16 protein-coding genes and 1 pseudogene are annotated in these 13,755 nt (G+C 71.0%); 7 read left to right on the forward strand and 10 right to left on the reverse strand.

Annotation, left to right across the window (positions count from 1 at the left end):
* Positions 1-98: 98 nt before the first annotated feature.
* A pseudogene (locus ACFWP3_RS04695) lies at positions 99-752 on the reverse strand (sugar kinase); the annotation flags it as partial.
* Positions 753-861: 109 nt separating this feature from the next.
* Here ACFWP3_RS04695 and ACFWP3_RS04700 point away from each other — a divergent pair.
* The 3 genes from ACFWP3_RS04700 to ACFWP3_RS04710 all read left to right on the forward strand — a co-directional run bounded on the left by ACFWP3_RS04700 (position 862) and on the right by ACFWP3_RS04710 (position 4,651).
* A complete protein-coding gene (locus ACFWP3_RS04700) occupies positions 862-2,157 on the forward strand; it encodes an alanine racemase (protein WP_384216155.1) in 1,296 nt (431 codons plus the stop codon).
* 122 nt (positions 2,158-2,279) lie between these two features.
* A complete protein-coding gene (locus tag ACFWP3_RS04705) occupies positions 2,280-3,890 on the forward strand; it encodes an amidohydrolase family protein (protein WP_384216156.1) in 1,611 nt (536 codons plus the stop codon).
* Between the two features lie 134 nt (positions 3,891-4,024).
* The gene (locus ACFWP3_RS04710; protein ID WP_384216158.1) at positions 4,025-4,651 is read left to right on the forward strand and encodes a bifunctional 4-hydroxy-2-oxoglutarate aldolase/2-dehydro-3-deoxy-phosphogluconate aldolase; all 627 of its coding nucleotides are present in this window, start codon (positions 4,025-4,027) and stop codon (positions 4,649-4,651) included.
* 18 nt (positions 4,652-4,669) lie between these two features.
* Here the strand turns inward: ACFWP3_RS04710 and ACFWP3_RS04715 are convergent, their stop codons facing one another.
* The 6 genes from ACFWP3_RS04715 to ACFWP3_RS04740 all read right to left on the reverse strand — a co-directional run bounded on the left by ACFWP3_RS04715 (position 4,670) and on the right by ACFWP3_RS04740 (position 7,463).
* Positions 4,670-5,068: a LuxR C-terminal-related transcriptional regulator gene (locus ACFWP3_RS04715; protein WP_384216160.1), complete on the reverse strand. Its 399-nt coding sequence runs from the start codon at positions 5,066-5,068 to the stop codon at positions 4,670-4,672.
* A gap of 222 nt (positions 5,069-5,290) precedes the next feature.
* Positions 5,291-5,467, reverse strand: coding sequence for a hypothetical protein (locus ACFWP3_RS04720; protein ID WP_384216162.1), 177 nt, complete (start codon positions 5,465-5,467; stop codon positions 5,291-5,293).
* A gap of 14 nt (positions 5,468-5,481) precedes the next feature.
* A complete protein-coding gene (locus tag ACFWP3_RS04725) occupies positions 5,482-5,631 on the reverse strand; it encodes a hypothetical protein (protein ID WP_384216164.1) in 150 nt (49 codons plus the stop codon).
* Between the two features lie 88 nt (positions 5,632-5,719).
* Complete coding sequence (locus ACFWP3_RS04730) at positions 5,720-6,619, reverse strand: hypothetical protein (protein WP_384216166.1); 900 nt, start codon at positions 6,617-6,619, stop codon at positions 5,720-5,722.
* A gap of 82 nt (positions 6,620-6,701) precedes the next feature.
* Positions 6,702-7,007: a hypothetical protein gene (locus tag ACFWP3_RS04735; protein WP_384216168.1), complete on the reverse strand. Its 306-nt coding sequence runs from the start codon at positions 7,005-7,007 to the stop codon at positions 6,702-6,704.
* A gap of 12 nt (positions 7,008-7,019) precedes the next feature.
* A complete protein-coding gene (locus ACFWP3_RS04740; protein ID WP_384216170.1) occupies positions 7,020-7,463 on the reverse strand; it encodes a hypothetical protein in 444 nt (147 codons plus the stop codon).
* Positions 7,464-7,930: 467 nt separating this feature from the next.
* Between ACFWP3_RS04740 and ACFWP3_RS04745 the strand changes: the two genes are divergently transcribed.
* Both ACFWP3_RS04745 and ACFWP3_RS04750 read left to right on the forward strand, forming a co-directional pair.
* Complete coding sequence (locus ACFWP3_RS04745) at positions 7,931-8,407, forward strand: SMI1/KNR4 family protein (protein WP_384216172.1); 477 nt, start codon at positions 7,931-7,933, stop codon at positions 8,405-8,407.
* Positions 8,408-8,555: 148 nt separating this feature from the next.
* Positions 8,556-9,680 (forward strand): hypothetical protein, encoded by a 1,125-nt coding sequence (locus ACFWP3_RS04750; protein WP_384216174.1) that lies wholly within the window; start codon positions 8,556-8,558, stop codon positions 9,678-9,680.
* 165 nt (positions 9,681-9,845) lie between these two features.
* Here the strand turns inward: ACFWP3_RS04750 and ACFWP3_RS04755 are convergent, their stop codons facing one another.
* On the reverse strand, positions 9,846-10,088 hold the full coding sequence (locus ACFWP3_RS04755) for a DUF6332 family protein (protein ID WP_384216176.1): 243 nt from the start codon (positions 10,086-10,088) through the stop codon (positions 9,846-9,848).
* Positions 10,089-10,787: 699 nt separating this feature from the next.
* On the opposite strand from ACFWP3_RS04755, the gene ACFWP3_RS04760 reads away from it, so the two are divergent.
* Positions 10,788-11,450 (forward strand): deoxynucleoside kinase, encoded by a 663-nt coding sequence (locus ACFWP3_RS04760; RefSeq protein ID WP_384216178.1) that lies wholly within the window; start codon positions 10,788-10,790, stop codon positions 11,448-11,450.
* Positions 11,451-11,535: 85 nt separating this feature from the next.
* Here the strand turns inward: ACFWP3_RS04760 and ACFWP3_RS04765 are convergent, their stop codons facing one another.
* Positions 11,536-12,459 (reverse strand): LysR family transcriptional regulator, encoded by a 924-nt coding sequence (locus tag ACFWP3_RS04765; RefSeq protein WP_384216180.1) that lies wholly within the window; start codon positions 12,457-12,459, stop codon positions 11,536-11,538.
* On the opposite strand from ACFWP3_RS04765, the gene ACFWP3_RS04770 reads away from it, so the two are divergent.
* Complete coding sequence (locus ACFWP3_RS04770; RefSeq protein WP_384216182.1) at positions 12,374-13,198, forward strand: NAD(P)H-binding protein; 825 nt, start codon at positions 12,374-12,376, stop codon at positions 13,196-13,198. The two genes, ACFWP3_RS04765 and ACFWP3_RS04770, sit on opposite strands and share 86 nt — an antisense overlap.
* Before the next feature lie 105 nt (positions 13,199-13,303).
* Here ACFWP3_RS04770 and ACFWP3_RS04775 read toward each other — a convergent pair whose 3' ends face one another.
* Positions 13,304-13,687 (reverse strand): hypothetical protein, encoded by a 384-nt coding sequence (locus ACFWP3_RS04775; protein ID WP_384216184.1) that lies wholly within the window; start codon positions 13,685-13,687, stop codon positions 13,304-13,306.
* Positions 13,688-13,755 lie beyond the last annotated feature (68 nt).

Here is a 13,755-nt window from a genome sequence, read left to right on the forward strand (position 1 = left end):
GTTTTTTCTTGATGTTGTTGGTGTTTGTCTGTTTACAGGTGACTTCGTCCATTCCCTGCAGGTAGACGTCGGTCGGCGAGCCCCACGTGGGCGCGACGGCGGTCCACGCCGAGCAGGACCGACCCGGCTTCGGCGGGGTCCGGCCAGAGGTTCATCCGGTAGTTGACGTCGAAGGACACGCGCGGGCGGCCGGGACGGGGGGCGGTCAGCGCACGCAGGAGGTCCAGGCAGTCCGGGGAGAGGGCGGCGGTGATGCCGGTCAGGTGCAGGACCTTGGTGGCGTCGAGCACGGCCCTGTCGACCGTGTCCGGGGACATGGCGGATGCGGCGGAGGCCTCGCGGTAGTAGGCGACCTCGGCCAGTTCCTGTTCGGGTTCGCCCTCGGCTCCGGTGGCGCGCTCGCCGACGGTGCGGAAGTAGACCCCCGTCGGGCGGTGGGGGTCCCGCGTCACGTGGGCGGTGTCGACGCCTCGGGCGGCTATCTCGCGTACCAGGTACTCGCCGAAGCCGTCCGCTCCGACGTGGCCGACCCAGCGGGCGCTGTGCCCCATGCCGGCCACCCCGCAGGCCACGTTCGACTCGGCACCGCCGAATCCCCGTGTGAATCCGGACACATCTGCGAGCGGGCCGGGGGTGGTGGGCCGTAGCGCGACCATCGACTCGCCGACGCAGGTCACGTCGACGACGGAGGCCCGGCCGCCCGCTGAGGTTGTGGACACGCTGGACTCCTTTGCGCTGTATGCCCGGTTCATCAGGTTTGTTGACCTGGCGTTGATCGGGATGTTAAGCACGGTGTAGCGAATAACGCAACGACCGTTGCACAGGATGCAACGCAGGTCGTTCGAGTCCAGGGAGCGCCGCATGACTGCCGACCACGCCGACCCCACCGCGCGCATCACCGCCCTCGCCGACGAGCGCGTCGACTTCCGCTTCAAGGGGCTGCCGCCGGACGCGGACGGTCTGACCGTCGGCGAGCTGGCGGCCCAGCGCCGCAACCTCTTCACCGGCGGATTCACCACACCGGCGATCGCGCTCTCCGCCGAACGCGTCGAGCACAACCTCGGCCTCATGGCCGACTACACGGCGCGCCACGGGCTCGTCTTCGCCCCGCACGGCAAGACCTCCATGGCTCCCGCCCTCTTCGCACGCCAAGTCGCCCACGGCGCCTGGGGCGTCACCCTCGCCACCCCCCACCAGGTACGCGTGGCGCGCGCCTTCGGCATGGAGCGCGTACTGCTGGCCAACGAGGTGGTCGACGCGGCCGCGCTGCACTGGATCTCCCGCGAACTGGACGCCCACCCGTCGTTCCGTTTCGTCTGCTACGTGGACTCCGTGCGCGGCGTCGAGCTGATGGACGAGGCGCTGCGCGCGGCCGGCGGCACCCGCCCGGTCGACGTCGTGGTCGAACTCGGCGCCGGCGCCGATGCCCGTACCGGCGCCCGTACGGAGGCCGAATGCGCGGCGGTCGCCGACGCCGTGGCCGCCACCCGGACGCTGCGCCTGATCGGGGTCAGCGGCTACGAGGGCGAGGTACCCGGGGCCGACCCGGAAAGCGTCAGGGCCTGGCTGCGCCGCCTCGTCTCCCTCCTCGCCGACTTCGACGCCGCGGGCCGCTTCACCGCGCTGGACGAGATCCTGGTCAGCGCGGGCGGCTCCGCCTGGTTCGACGCGGTGGCCGAGGTGTTCGCCGAGGTCCCCGCCCTGTCCGCGCCGGTCCTCAAGGTGCTGCGCTCGGGCGCGTACCTCTCGCACGACGACGGCCACTACCGCCGCTTGACCCCCTTCAACCGCGTCCCCGAGGAGGGCCGCCTCGAACCCGCCTTCCGCCTGTGGGCCCAGGTGATCTCGCGGCCCTCCCCGGAGCAGGCGTTCCTGAACGCGGGCAAGCGCGACGCCGCCTACGACCTGGACCTGCCCGAGGCCCAGGTGGTGCGCTCGGCCCGCGACGGCGCCCTGCGGGACGCGACGGGCATCACCGTGTCCGCAATCTCCGACCAGCACGGCTGGGTACGCACCGCACCGGACGCCCAGCTCGAGGTCGGCGACTGGCTGGGACTCGGCCTGTCGCACCCGTGCACCAGCTTCGACAAGTGGCAGCTGATCCCGCTGGTGGAGGCGGACGGCACGGTGCGGGACTTCGTACGCACGTACTTCTGACCGCCGGGCCGCCGGGCCGCCGCACGTCCTCACGTCCGCACGTCCGCACGTCACACCCCGCCCGCCCCACACCCACCCCGTCAGCCCCACGCCTCACCCCCACCGCAGGAGCACCGCCCACCATGGACCTGGTCATCCGCAACGCCCGTGTCATCGACGGCTCCGGCGCAGCCTCCTACCGCGCCGATGTGGCCCTTCGGGAGGGCCGCATCCAAGAGATCCGACGGGAGGGCGACGGTCCCAGGCCGTCCGCCCACCGGACCCTCGACGCCGACGGGCTCGCCCTGGCCCCCGGCTTCATCGACATGCACGCCCACAGCGACCTCGCCCTGCTGCGCGACCCCGACCACAGCGCGAAGGCCGCGCAGGGCGTGACCCTGGAGGTCCTGGGCCAGGACGGCCTGTCCTACGCGCCCGTCGACGACCACACCCTCGCCAAGGTCCGACAGGCCATCACGGGCTGGAACGGCGACGGCTCCGACATCGACTTCGACTGGCGGACGGTCGGCGAGTACCTCGACCGCCTCGACCGGGGATTCGACGGGCAGGGCATCGCGGTCAACGCCGCCTACCTCATCCCGCAGGGGACCGTCCGCATGCACGCCATGGGCTGGGAGGACCGCGACCCCACCGAGAGCGAACTCGACGGGATGCGCCGGCTCGTCGCCGAGGGCCTTCAGCAGGGCGCGGTGGGCATGTCATCGGGCCTCACCTACACCCCGGGCATGTACGCCAAGGACGGCGAACTCACCGAACTGTGCCGGGTGGTGGCCTCGTTCAACGGCTACTGCTGCCCCCACCACCGCTCGTACGGATCCGGCGCCCTCCAGGCCTACCAGGAGATGGTGGACCTCACGCGGGAAGCCGGCTGCGCGCTCCACCTGGCGCACGCCACCATGAACTTCGGCGTCAACAAGGGCAAGGCACCCGACCTGCTGGCCCTCCTGGACCGGGCCCTGGACCAGGGCGCGGACATCACGCTGGACACCTACCCCTACACACCCGGCTGCACCACCCTCGTCGCCATGCTCCCGAGCTGGGCCGGCGAAGGCGGGCCGCAGGCGGTGCTGGCCCGCCTCGCGGACGACGCGACGGCCGAGCGCATCCGGCACGAACTGGAGGACATCGGCTCCGACGGCTGCCACGGCGTGCCCATCGAATGGGACACGATCGAGATCTCCGGAGTCTCCGACCCGGGCCTGGCCTCGTGCGTGGGGAAGACCATCGCCGAATCGGCCCGGATGCGCGGCGAAGCCCCGTGGACCACGGCGCGCCGACTGCTGATCAACGACCGGCTCGGGTCGACGATCCTGCAACACGTCGGCCACGAGGAGAACGTCCGCCTCATCATGAAGCACCGCGCCCACACCGCCGGTTCGGACGGCATCCTCCAGGGCTACAAGCCCCACCCGCGCGCCTACGGCACCTTCCCCCAGTACCTCGGGAAGTACGTCCGCGAGCTCGGCGAGCTCTCCCTGGAGGAGTGCGTGGCCCACATGACCTCCCGCCCCGCCGCCCGCCTGCGGCTGCCGGACCGGGGCCTGGTCAGCGAGGGCTACCGAGCCGACCTGGTCCTCTTCGACCCCGAGACGGTCTCCGCGGGCTCCTCGTTCGAAGCACCACGCACCCTCCCGCACGGCATCCCCCACGTCCTGATCGACGGACGCTTCGTCATCCAGGACGGCAAGCGCACGCAGGTACTCGCCGGCAAGTCGGTCCGCCGCACGCCGTGAGCCCCGTAGACCCGAATTCACCGAAGTCACTGAACTCACCGAAGTCACTGAGCTCACCGAACTCACTGCACGCACTGCACGCACTGCACGCACTGAAGTCACCCAACTCACCGACGAACCAGGAGCCCTCCCCCATGACTTGCCACCCGTACGCCGTCATCGCCGCGCAACGCCTGCTGCCCGTACTGCGCAACGCCGACGCGGACGAAGCCGTACGCCAGACCACCGCACTGCTCGCGGCGGGCTGCCGTGCGGTCGAGCTGACCACCACCACCCCGGGCTGGGCGGAGGCCCTGGCCCGCACGGTCCCCCTCACCGACCACCGCGGCCGCCCGGCGGCGATCGGCATGGGCACCGTCACCACGGCCGAGCAGGCACACACCGCTCTGGACGCCGGCGCCGCCTTCCTCATCTCCCCCTATCCGGCGCCCGAAGTGCGCGAGGTGGCACGAGAACGCGGCGCCGTCTTCATCGAAGGCGGCTTCACCCCCGGCGAAGTGGCGGCCGCCATCCGCGCGGCCGGAGCCGCGAAGGTCTTCCCGGCGCACGTGGGCGGCCCCCAGTTCATCCGCTCCCTCACGGCCGTGCTGCCCGGAGCCGTCATCATCCCCACCGGCGGCATACGCCCCGACGGCGTCCAGCCCTGGCTGGACGCGGGCGCCACCGCGGTCGGTGTGGGCAACGGCCTGCCGGCCGATCCCGCCGACCTGGCCGCCCTCTTCACCGAACTCGCGCGGCCCTGCTGCTCCGAGTGCGGGTAGGGGCGTGAGGGCGGGGGTCTAGATGAGGAGCCCTGCGCGTTCGGCGTGGAGCGCGGCCTGGACGCGGCCGATGACTTCGAGTTTGGCCAGGATGGTGCTGACATGGTCCTTCACGGTGCCGACGCCGAGGTGGAGGCGACGAGCGATGTCGGCGTTGGAGAAGCCGGCGGCGAGCAGGACCAGTACGTCGTGTTCCCGGGCCGTGAGACGTGAGGTGCGCGTGGTGTCGGGCAGCTGCCCGATGTGGTCGAGGAAGGCGCCGACGACGGCCGCGTACTCCGGGTCCGCCGACCTCGACAGGACACACACCGCAGGCGGCGCGACAAGCCGTCCCAGCCCTTCGCCGATGTGGGCCGCTTCGGTGGTGCAGCAGTCCAGCAGCACCACCTGAGGCTGCGCGTCAGCGATCGCGGCCACAGCCTCGCCCACGGGCACGGCCGCGGACCTGTGTGAGTCCGGCTCTGATCAGCGGTTCGTCGTCTACGACCACTACGTCGATCATGGCGCTCCCAGCGAGTGCCCCCTCGTACCAGTCTTCCCGCCACACCAAGCGACAAAACGGACATCACTTCCCCCGCCGGCCACCGGCCACCGGCTCCCTGGGAACTCGACGCTCCTCAGAGCCCGCGGCCGGGCGCGTCAGTTCCGGCCGGGCTCGGCGTTCTCGCGGGTGCCGACCTTGCCGAGTGCGTAGGTCATGGCACCCGCTATGACGGCGGTGGCCACGAGCTCACCCCAGTACGGGCTGATCAGGAACCTGTTGACGATGACCAGGATGGCGAACGACACGGCGACGATGATGATTCTGGGCAACATGGTGCGGGCTCCTGTCAGCCGAGCATCGAGCTGATGCAGCCGGTGGCCTCGGCCGCGACGGTGTTCACGGCGATCTCCCGGGCCACCTTCTTGTTGACCCTACCGACGATCAGCGCGGCGGCACTGCCCACCCCCGCCCTGATCAGGCAGTCTTTCGCCGCCAAAAAAGGTGGATCCAGAGCAGGAACGACATGCCGCCGCCGCAATGGCCATCCCCACGTGCAGACTCAGCCACCCCAACACATCCCCGGCTCACCCTTCCGAGCTGGTGAGGCCCTCGACCTTCCGGGCCGCCGCATCCGCCCGTGCCCGCGCCTTCGCAGCCGCTCGCTCTGCCACCCTCAGGCCCGCGGCCGCGTCCTTGCTCACCGTACGTGCCGTCTCCAGCCGTTCCTTCGCGGCCTGTACGTCTTCCTCGGCGGCAGCCAAGTCGGCGGCCGCACCATCCACCAGTTCCTGCGCGGCAACCTGCTCCGCTTCAAGGCGATCCGCTTCCGCCCGAGTGCCGGCCAACTCCGCCCGGGCCGCCTTCACCCGCTCCCGTCTCGCCTGCACCCTCCGCCTGTCCACGTCCGGCTCCGATTCCGGTTCTTGGGACGGGACGCGCCCGGTCCCAGATCCGGCGGTCGAGGCCTTCGGAGCCCGTTGAGGAGCCGCGGCGCCGGGCAACGTTTCCAGCCCGGTGAACCCCGACCCCACATCCGGAGCCTTCGCCAGCCGACCTCCCACCCACTGCTCGGCCACATCAGCATCAGCGAGAACCGCACGGAGGATCTGCTCGACCTCGTGCAGCACCGGCTCACTCACCGCCTGGCCGGCTTCGGCGGCCAGAGCATGCGCCGTACGCGCGAGCTCGCCGATCACCGCATGCTGATCGTGTGACAGCTTCCGCAGCTGCCCGGCGTCCAGCGTCCGGTGTGCGACACGGAGCGCCTCGCCGAGCTGCACGAGGCCGAGCGCCTCCTTCGGCCGCCGGCGGGCCAGCAGGCCGGCCGTCCACACCGCGACGGTCGGCTTCCGCAACGCCGCAATCGCGGCGGCCAGGCGCTTGTCCCCCGCTTTGCGCGCCTTGGCCACGTAATCGTCCCGGGCCGCGGTGAACTCCCCCGGCCGCAACCCGTACAACTCAACCGCCACCGACTCCACATCCATGCCCTGAAGTCTCCCGCCGACGCCTCCGCCGCGCCGACACCCCGCAGGACTCCGCGCGTCGACCGCCAGTGCGCCCGAGGCTCTACTCGCGGTGGGCCGGGTGCCCGTCGGTGAGGAGGGTGCCGTAGGCCAGGGCCAGGACGGGGAAGCCGAGATCGGCCAAGGCGAGGCGTGCGGTCTCCGCGCTGGAAGGGCGGAGGCCCGTGGCCTTCTCGATCAACGCGACGACGTAGTGCAGGCCACCGCCGACAAGGGCGAACCACGCCTGGTTCTTGCTGAACTGTTCGCTGTGCGCGGGCGGCAGGACAGCGGCGGCCTGCTGGATCTGGGCGCGCGTGACCTCGTGCCTCGTGCCGTCGGAGAGGAACGTGGTGGGGGTGCTGGGCAAGGTGGTGGCCTTTCAGTCGTTGCAGGTCACCGAGACAGTGACCGTCACTTCGCCGGGCTTCGTCTGGGGCCGGCGGTCGGTGAAGTCGTGGGTACCTATGACCCGGCACCCGTCCTGCTTCTCGGCCCGTAGCAGACTGGCGTCCGCACCGGCAGGCTCAACCTGCCAGCCCCGCCGCTGAGCGAGATTGTCGAAACCCTTGGTGAAGGATGCCCTCACCGTGGCTTCAGGGTGCGTGCCCATCACGACGGCACTGGTGCGAGTCACCATCGCCTGCGCGGTGACTCCGGCGTCCGCCAGAGCCGCATTCACTTCATCCGCTGCGGCACGGACCTTCTTCTGATGCGCCTCCAGGTCCGCGCGCTGCTTCGCCGTCCCGCCCGGCGAACCAGTGGCTTCACCCGCCGGTGTCGCCCCTTCGGAGCCCGCACCACAGCCCGCGAGCACCATCGTCACGGCCAAGGCCACGGCTACGGACCCGATGCTTGTTCCTGCTCTTGTCTTCAACGCATCTCCATCACACTCACAGTCGGGCGTGCATGATCGCCAGACTGAATCCGGGGCCGGCTCTCCCACGAAAGGGAGACCGCGGGGGTGTGAACATCCCGGCAACACCGGCGTCACGGGTGGCCAAGCACCGGCCACACCGCCAAGCTACACGCCACGCACCCCACCTGACCTGCCAATTATGTACGGCCCCAGCAGTGCCCGGTGGCCGGCGTCGATGGGCCAGAACAGGGGCTCGGCCAGGAGCTCGGCCTGGTGGGGGTGCTGCGATGGGTGGACCCGGGCATGGGGAGTGTCATACGGCTCTGGTCGGCTGCGGTCCATGACGGACGATCCCATCGAGGAGACACAGACGCCGAAGCGCCGCATCACGGATCCGGCAGAGCCTCTCGCAGCGCTTGAGCGCTCTCCCGGGCTTGGTCGACCATCGCCGGTCGGCGCCGGCCGTGCTCGACTGGGCCTTGGTCGAGGAGAGCCTGGGCACGGCGCTGCCCGCCGACTACAAGTACCTCGCCGAGTGGTACCCGGCGTTCACGATCGGCGCCTACATTCTCGTCGCGCTGCCCGCGCCGGGCGAGGAGCACCTCGTGCACCGTGAGTTCCAGAGCACGCTGGATGTACTTGTCGACGCGTGGCTGGAACCGGATCTCGGCCTGCTGGCCTATCCCGCACCGGGCGGCCTGCTGCCTTGGTCGGAGTCGGACGAGAGCGACAAGTTCATGTGGAGCACTGCCGGAGAAACCCCGCAGGAGTGGTTCGTTACCGTGGCCGGTCGCGGTGGGGCTTGGTGGCACTACGTGGGTGGAGCGGTTCAGTTCCTGGCCGAACTCTGCGACAGCACAATGGAGCCCTGGGGCCTGCGCATTTTCGAGCCCGAGGTGACGCGCTGCTGATCTGCTGCCGGGGACGTCACCGCAGCACCAGGAGCCCAGCAGCACAGGCCGGCCGCCGCCGCGAGCCGCCGAAGCAGGACCGCCCCGCGCGGGCCTCGGGCGCGGTGACGTGGTGTTCCTTCCGGCTCCGTACCTGTTCAATCAGCAGGTGAGCGAAAGCGATGCCGACCTGGGTGCATGGGCCGCGCTGTCCGACGGCTACGGCCCGGCCCCCTGCCAGCGCGTAGCCCGCGCGTGGTTGCGCGGTCTGGGTGCCAACCGGGGAGCACCGGCGGATGTGCTGGTCGCCCTCTTCGATACGGGGAATCCCCTCTTCCTGAGCTTCCTGTACCGCGCTGACCTTCCGTCCGGCGTCCTGGACGCAGCCGTGGTCCACCCTGCGAAGGCGGTCCGCGGCACAGTCGCGGAATCGGGGCGGCTCTCGCCGGAGCAGTGGAGTCGGATGCTTGCTTCGACTACGGAGCCGAAGATCCGCGATGCTCTGGCGGAGCTGGCTATGGAGCAGGCTGCGCATCGGGACTCCGGGGCGCGGGTCGGTGTCGAGAGGGCGCCGGACTCAGACTCCCGGCCGCCTGCGGGTCCGGCCGAGATCGCCGCGATGGCAGCCACCGTTCCGGACGTCGCCACCGGTCATGTCTCGTACGCGGTGTGGTGGATCGCTGCCCTCCACGGTGACGCCGACGCGATGCGCCAGCTCGCGGCGTCGCCGAACCGGTGGATCCGGCGCAGTGTGGCCCGCGCCCGGCACCTTCCGCCGGACGTGATGGAGCTCCTCGCCCACGACGAGGACCGCATCGTGCGCCTCTTCCTCACGGAGTCCTGCGAGGACGCACCCGCCGACGTGCTGCTGGACGTTTGGAGCTGGTGGGAGGGCAGCTTCTCCTTCCCGGGCCGCCCCCGCAACCACCCCAACTTCCCTCGCCACGACCTGCTCCGCTTCGCCCTGGACCCGGAGCCCCGCCTACGCCTGCTCGCGCTCGCCGATCCCGCATCGGATGCCGCCCTCGTCGAACGGTTCAGCCGCGATCCCGACGCTCATGTACGAAGCGGCGCCGCGGGCGACCCTCGCCTGTCTCCCGAGTCCGCTGCGAGGCTGACCGCCGACGCCGACCAGGCTGTCCGCGGCTGCGCCCGACGGAATCCGGCCCTGCCGCCCGCAGCCCTGATCCGTTTGCTCCTCGACGAGCACAGCGCCGAAGACGCCGCCCAGAACCCGGCAATTCCGCCGGTCGCCATGCACCGCATGATCGACCTGGCAGCTGCACGCCTCTGACGTCCTTGCGAGCCAGCACGTACCCGTCGTGGCTGGCACAAGCGCACCCGCTTGGGCGCGCCTTCGGCTACGCAGGCTCGAACGGCGGCGTGCTGGTCGGCACATCAGCGCGCCGGCTGACGGAACGCGACGAACGGCCGTCCGTCGCATCGGGTCCGAGGTGTGTCAGCGGTGCTGTCCGAATCGCCAGAGGACATGAACGACACGAATCACAGCGAGAACTCCGGCAACCCAAGCCCCGGCGACCAGAAGGGTCTTCTCGAGGGCAGAAGGCAGGTGCCAGACCGCAGCCGGCCCGGCGATCGTCGCGAACACGATCGCGCCGAGGAAACACGCGCTCAGCAGCGCGTACCCGATCTCAACCGGGATCGCGTCTCGTTCGGCCTGGCTGCGTCGTCTCGTCGTCATGGGTGAAGAATCGCACTGGGGCCTGCCGGTGGTCCATCAGGTAGCCGGCCTTGGCCGACTCCTCGGCACGGGCTCGGGCGCAAGCCCCGGCGAGGCGGCAGGCGTCGGTCGGCGGCAGCCGTACGCGGCCGAACCACAGTCGCGCAACCGCGCGCGACCACCTCGTGGCGCCCTCTCCCCCTGCCTGACGTCGGAACGCACGGCCAGGTATTCCGACCAGCCGGGACCGCATCCGCCCGGCCAGGCAGCGGCCGCCCAGACCCCCGGGCGCCCGGCAGGGCGTGCGGTCGGGCGCTGTGTGTGGCCAGGAGCATGCGGGGGGGTCCAGGCACCCGGGGCCGACTCCGGTCAGAGCGGCCAGGTGTGCGTCGGCGGTGTCGGGAGCGACGCGGCAGGCGGCTGTGACGTGCGAGGTGAGCGGGTGGCGGTGGCGCTCTGGCCTGTCTGGGGGGAATCGTGATTTAAGATTCAGGCTGGCCGCGGGGCTGCGGCTCGTCGCTGTGCGCGGCGGCTGCGGAAAAGGGCAGGTCGGCCGGTCGATGAGGGCGGCCTGTGTCGGGGTTCTGGTGCGGGTGGGGACCGTACGGCGCTGATCATGAAGCTCCCGGGGAATCGCGCGCCCGTCGGTGTGCGTCTCAGTGGTGCGGGGTGCCCAGCCCGCCCGTCCGCGAACAGAAGATCCCCAGGGAGAAGTGAGGTATGTCAGTGATCTGCGTCGGAGGCATGATCGGGATCGGCAAGACGAGTGTTGCCGAGCTGCTCGCCAAGGAGCTCGGCAGCGAAGTCTTCTACGAGAGTGTCGAAGACAACCCGATCCTTCCGCTCTTCTACACGGCGAGCCCCGAGGAGATCCAGGCCAGGCGTTACCCCTTCCTGCTCCAGCTGTACTTCCTGCAGACCCGGTTCGCCTCGATCAAGGAGGCGTACAAGCAGGGCGACAACGTCCTGGACCGGTCCATCTACGAGGACTGGTACTTCGCCAAGGTCAATCACGACCTGGGCCGGATCAGCTCCCTCGAGATGCAGGTGTACGAGGGGCTGCTGGGCGAGATGATGCGCGAGATCGACGGCCTGCCCTACCGCAAGGCACCCGATCTCATGGTCTACCTCAAGGCCGACTTCGAGACCGTCCTGCACCGCATCGGACTGCGCGGCCGCGATTTCGAACAGGACGAGAGCCTCATCGAGTACTACCGGACGCTGTGGTCCGGCTACGACGACTGGGTGCACAAGCACTACTCGGCCAGCGAAGTCCTCATCATCGACATGAACCGGACGGACGTGGTGAACAACCCCGACGACGCCGCCCGCGTCGTCCAGGAAGTGAAGAACGCCCTGGCTATGGTCAGGCACCAGGGCTGAACACGCAGCCCGTGACGCGGGCAAGCCCCCGCCCCCGCACTCCGCATCGAGGAGACGCGGGCGCGGGGGCTTCCTGGTGAAGCGGTCAGGTCGTCGAGGGGGCCGGGCTCGCGGGTGTGCGGAGGGTTCGGCGGATGGCGTTGCGGAGCCAGTGGTGGGCTCGGTCGGCTGCGTGGCGGGGGTGCCAGGCCATGCCGACGGTCACGGGCGGCAGGGTCAGCGGGATGTCCAGGAGGTGCAGTCCGAGGGCGATGGCGTCGCCGGTGAGGGGTGAGGGGGCGGCGCCGGGGGGTGCGGCGGGCACGAGGCAGACGACGTCGCTGCGAGCGGCGAGGGTCATGGCGGCCAGGTGGCTGGGCAGGACGATGCCGACCCGCCGTTGAAGGTCCTGCTCGGCCAGGGCGGCGTCGAGGGGGCCGGTGAAGCGGCCGCGGCGGCTGACCGCGACGTGCTGGGCGGCGGCGAGCCGGGCCGGGGTCAGGGGGCCTTCGGTCAGCGGATGGCCGGGCCGGACGGCCGCCACCATGCGGAGGCTGACCAGCTCCTCGACCCTGGTTTCGGGTTCCACATGGTCGATGGACCCGACCTCCAGGTCGATCCGGCCGTCGCGCAGCGCGGGGCCGGCCTCCCACTCCTCGGCCCGGAGCCGGAACGAGACCCCCGGCGCCTCCTGCTCGGCCAGGCGCAGCAGTCCGGGGGCCAGCGCCGCGCCGACCAGGTCGGCCGTCTGGAGCGTGAAGGTGCTGCGCAGGGTGGCGGGGTCGACACCGGTATCGGGGCTGAGCAGCGCTCCGAGGCGCTGCACCACGGCCGCGGCTTCCTCGCGCAGGGCCAGGGCGCGCGGGGTGGGGACCATGGCCTGCCCGGCCCGGACCAGCAGCGGATCCTGCAGGGTGCGGCGCAGGCGGGCGAGCGTACGGCTCATGGCGGCGGGCGAGGTGTGCAGGCGGGCCGTGCGCGACCCCGACCGGCTGCCGGACACGGCGCGCGGACGCGTCGAGGTGATCACCGGCTCGCACGGAGACGCCGAGGTCGTCGACCGGGCCTTCGAGGGTGCGGACGCCGTCTTCTGGCTCGTCCCTCCGGATGCCTCCCTGACTCCGCGGGACGCTTTCAGCGGCTTCACCGGGCCCGCCGTGAAGGCGCTCGCCGCCCACGGCATCGGCCACGTCGTCGGCGTCTCCGCGCTCGGCCGCGGGACCCCGCTCGCCGACCGGGCCGGCCTCGTCACCGCCTCCCTGGCCATGGACGACCTCATCGCCAGCAGCGGAGTCGCCTACCGGGCCCTGGCCTGCCCCTCCTTCTTCGAGAACCTCTTGGAGGAGACCGACTCGATCCGCGACAGGGGCGTCTTCACCGATGTCGTCGACCCCGACCGGAAGGCGCCCCTCGTCGCCACCGCCGATATCGCGGCCGTCGCCGCCGGCCTGCTCCTGGACCGCTCGTGGACCGGAACCGACAGCGTCCCGGTCCTCGGCCCGCAGGACCTCTCCCCCGTCGACCTGGCCCGCATCATGACCGAACAGTTCGGCCGCCCCGTCCGCTACGCGCGCCGGCCGCTCGGCGAACTGCACACCACCCTCGTCGGCCACGGCCTCAACGAGGCGTTCGTCCAGGGCATCGTCGACATGAAGCGGGCCAAGGACCAGGGCCTGGACGCCGCCGTCGCCCGCACCCCGGGCACCGCCTCCCCCACCGGCTTCGAGCAGTGGTGCGCCCGGACCCTCAGGCCCGCCGTCTTCTCCTGAAGCCGTCGCGCGACTGCCGCGATGCCCTCCGGCCCGTCGTGGCCGGAGGGCATCGCAGCAGTGTGAACCAGAGACGTCAGCTCTCGGACCGGGCTCGCGGAGCGTCTAGCACTCGCGCAGGCCCGGCGCGGGGTCGACCGACGTGTGGACGTCCACCGCCGCCACGTTGCCCCACTGGCCGTTGTCCAGCTTGGTCCAGTACCAGACGTTGTTGCCGCCGGAGTGCTGGTCGCCGCGGCCCCAGCACTGGAACCAGCTGGGGCTCGTGTTCAGCGGCCCGCGCACCGCGGAGTTGTAGCGGCGGTGCTCGTAGCCCTTGGCCCCGACCCGGTTGCCGCACCACAGCTTGCCGTCGGCACGGACACCGCATTCGGCGGCCGCGCTCTGCCCGGTGGCGGGCGTCGCCACGGCGGGCCCGGTCACGGTGGCCATGCCGCCCGCCAGTGCGGCGGCGGCGAGACCCAGGGCGATCTTCCTGCTTGCAGACATGCTTCCTCCTCGAAAGGGCTCCCTCGGGAGCCGGGTGATGGGTGTGTCCGATGCGGTGGTGCAGGTTC

This window comes from Streptomyces sp. NPDC058525, assembly GCF_042719495.1.
Taxonomy (GTDB): Bacteria; Actinomycetota; Actinomycetes; order Streptomycetales; family Streptomycetaceae; genus Streptomyces.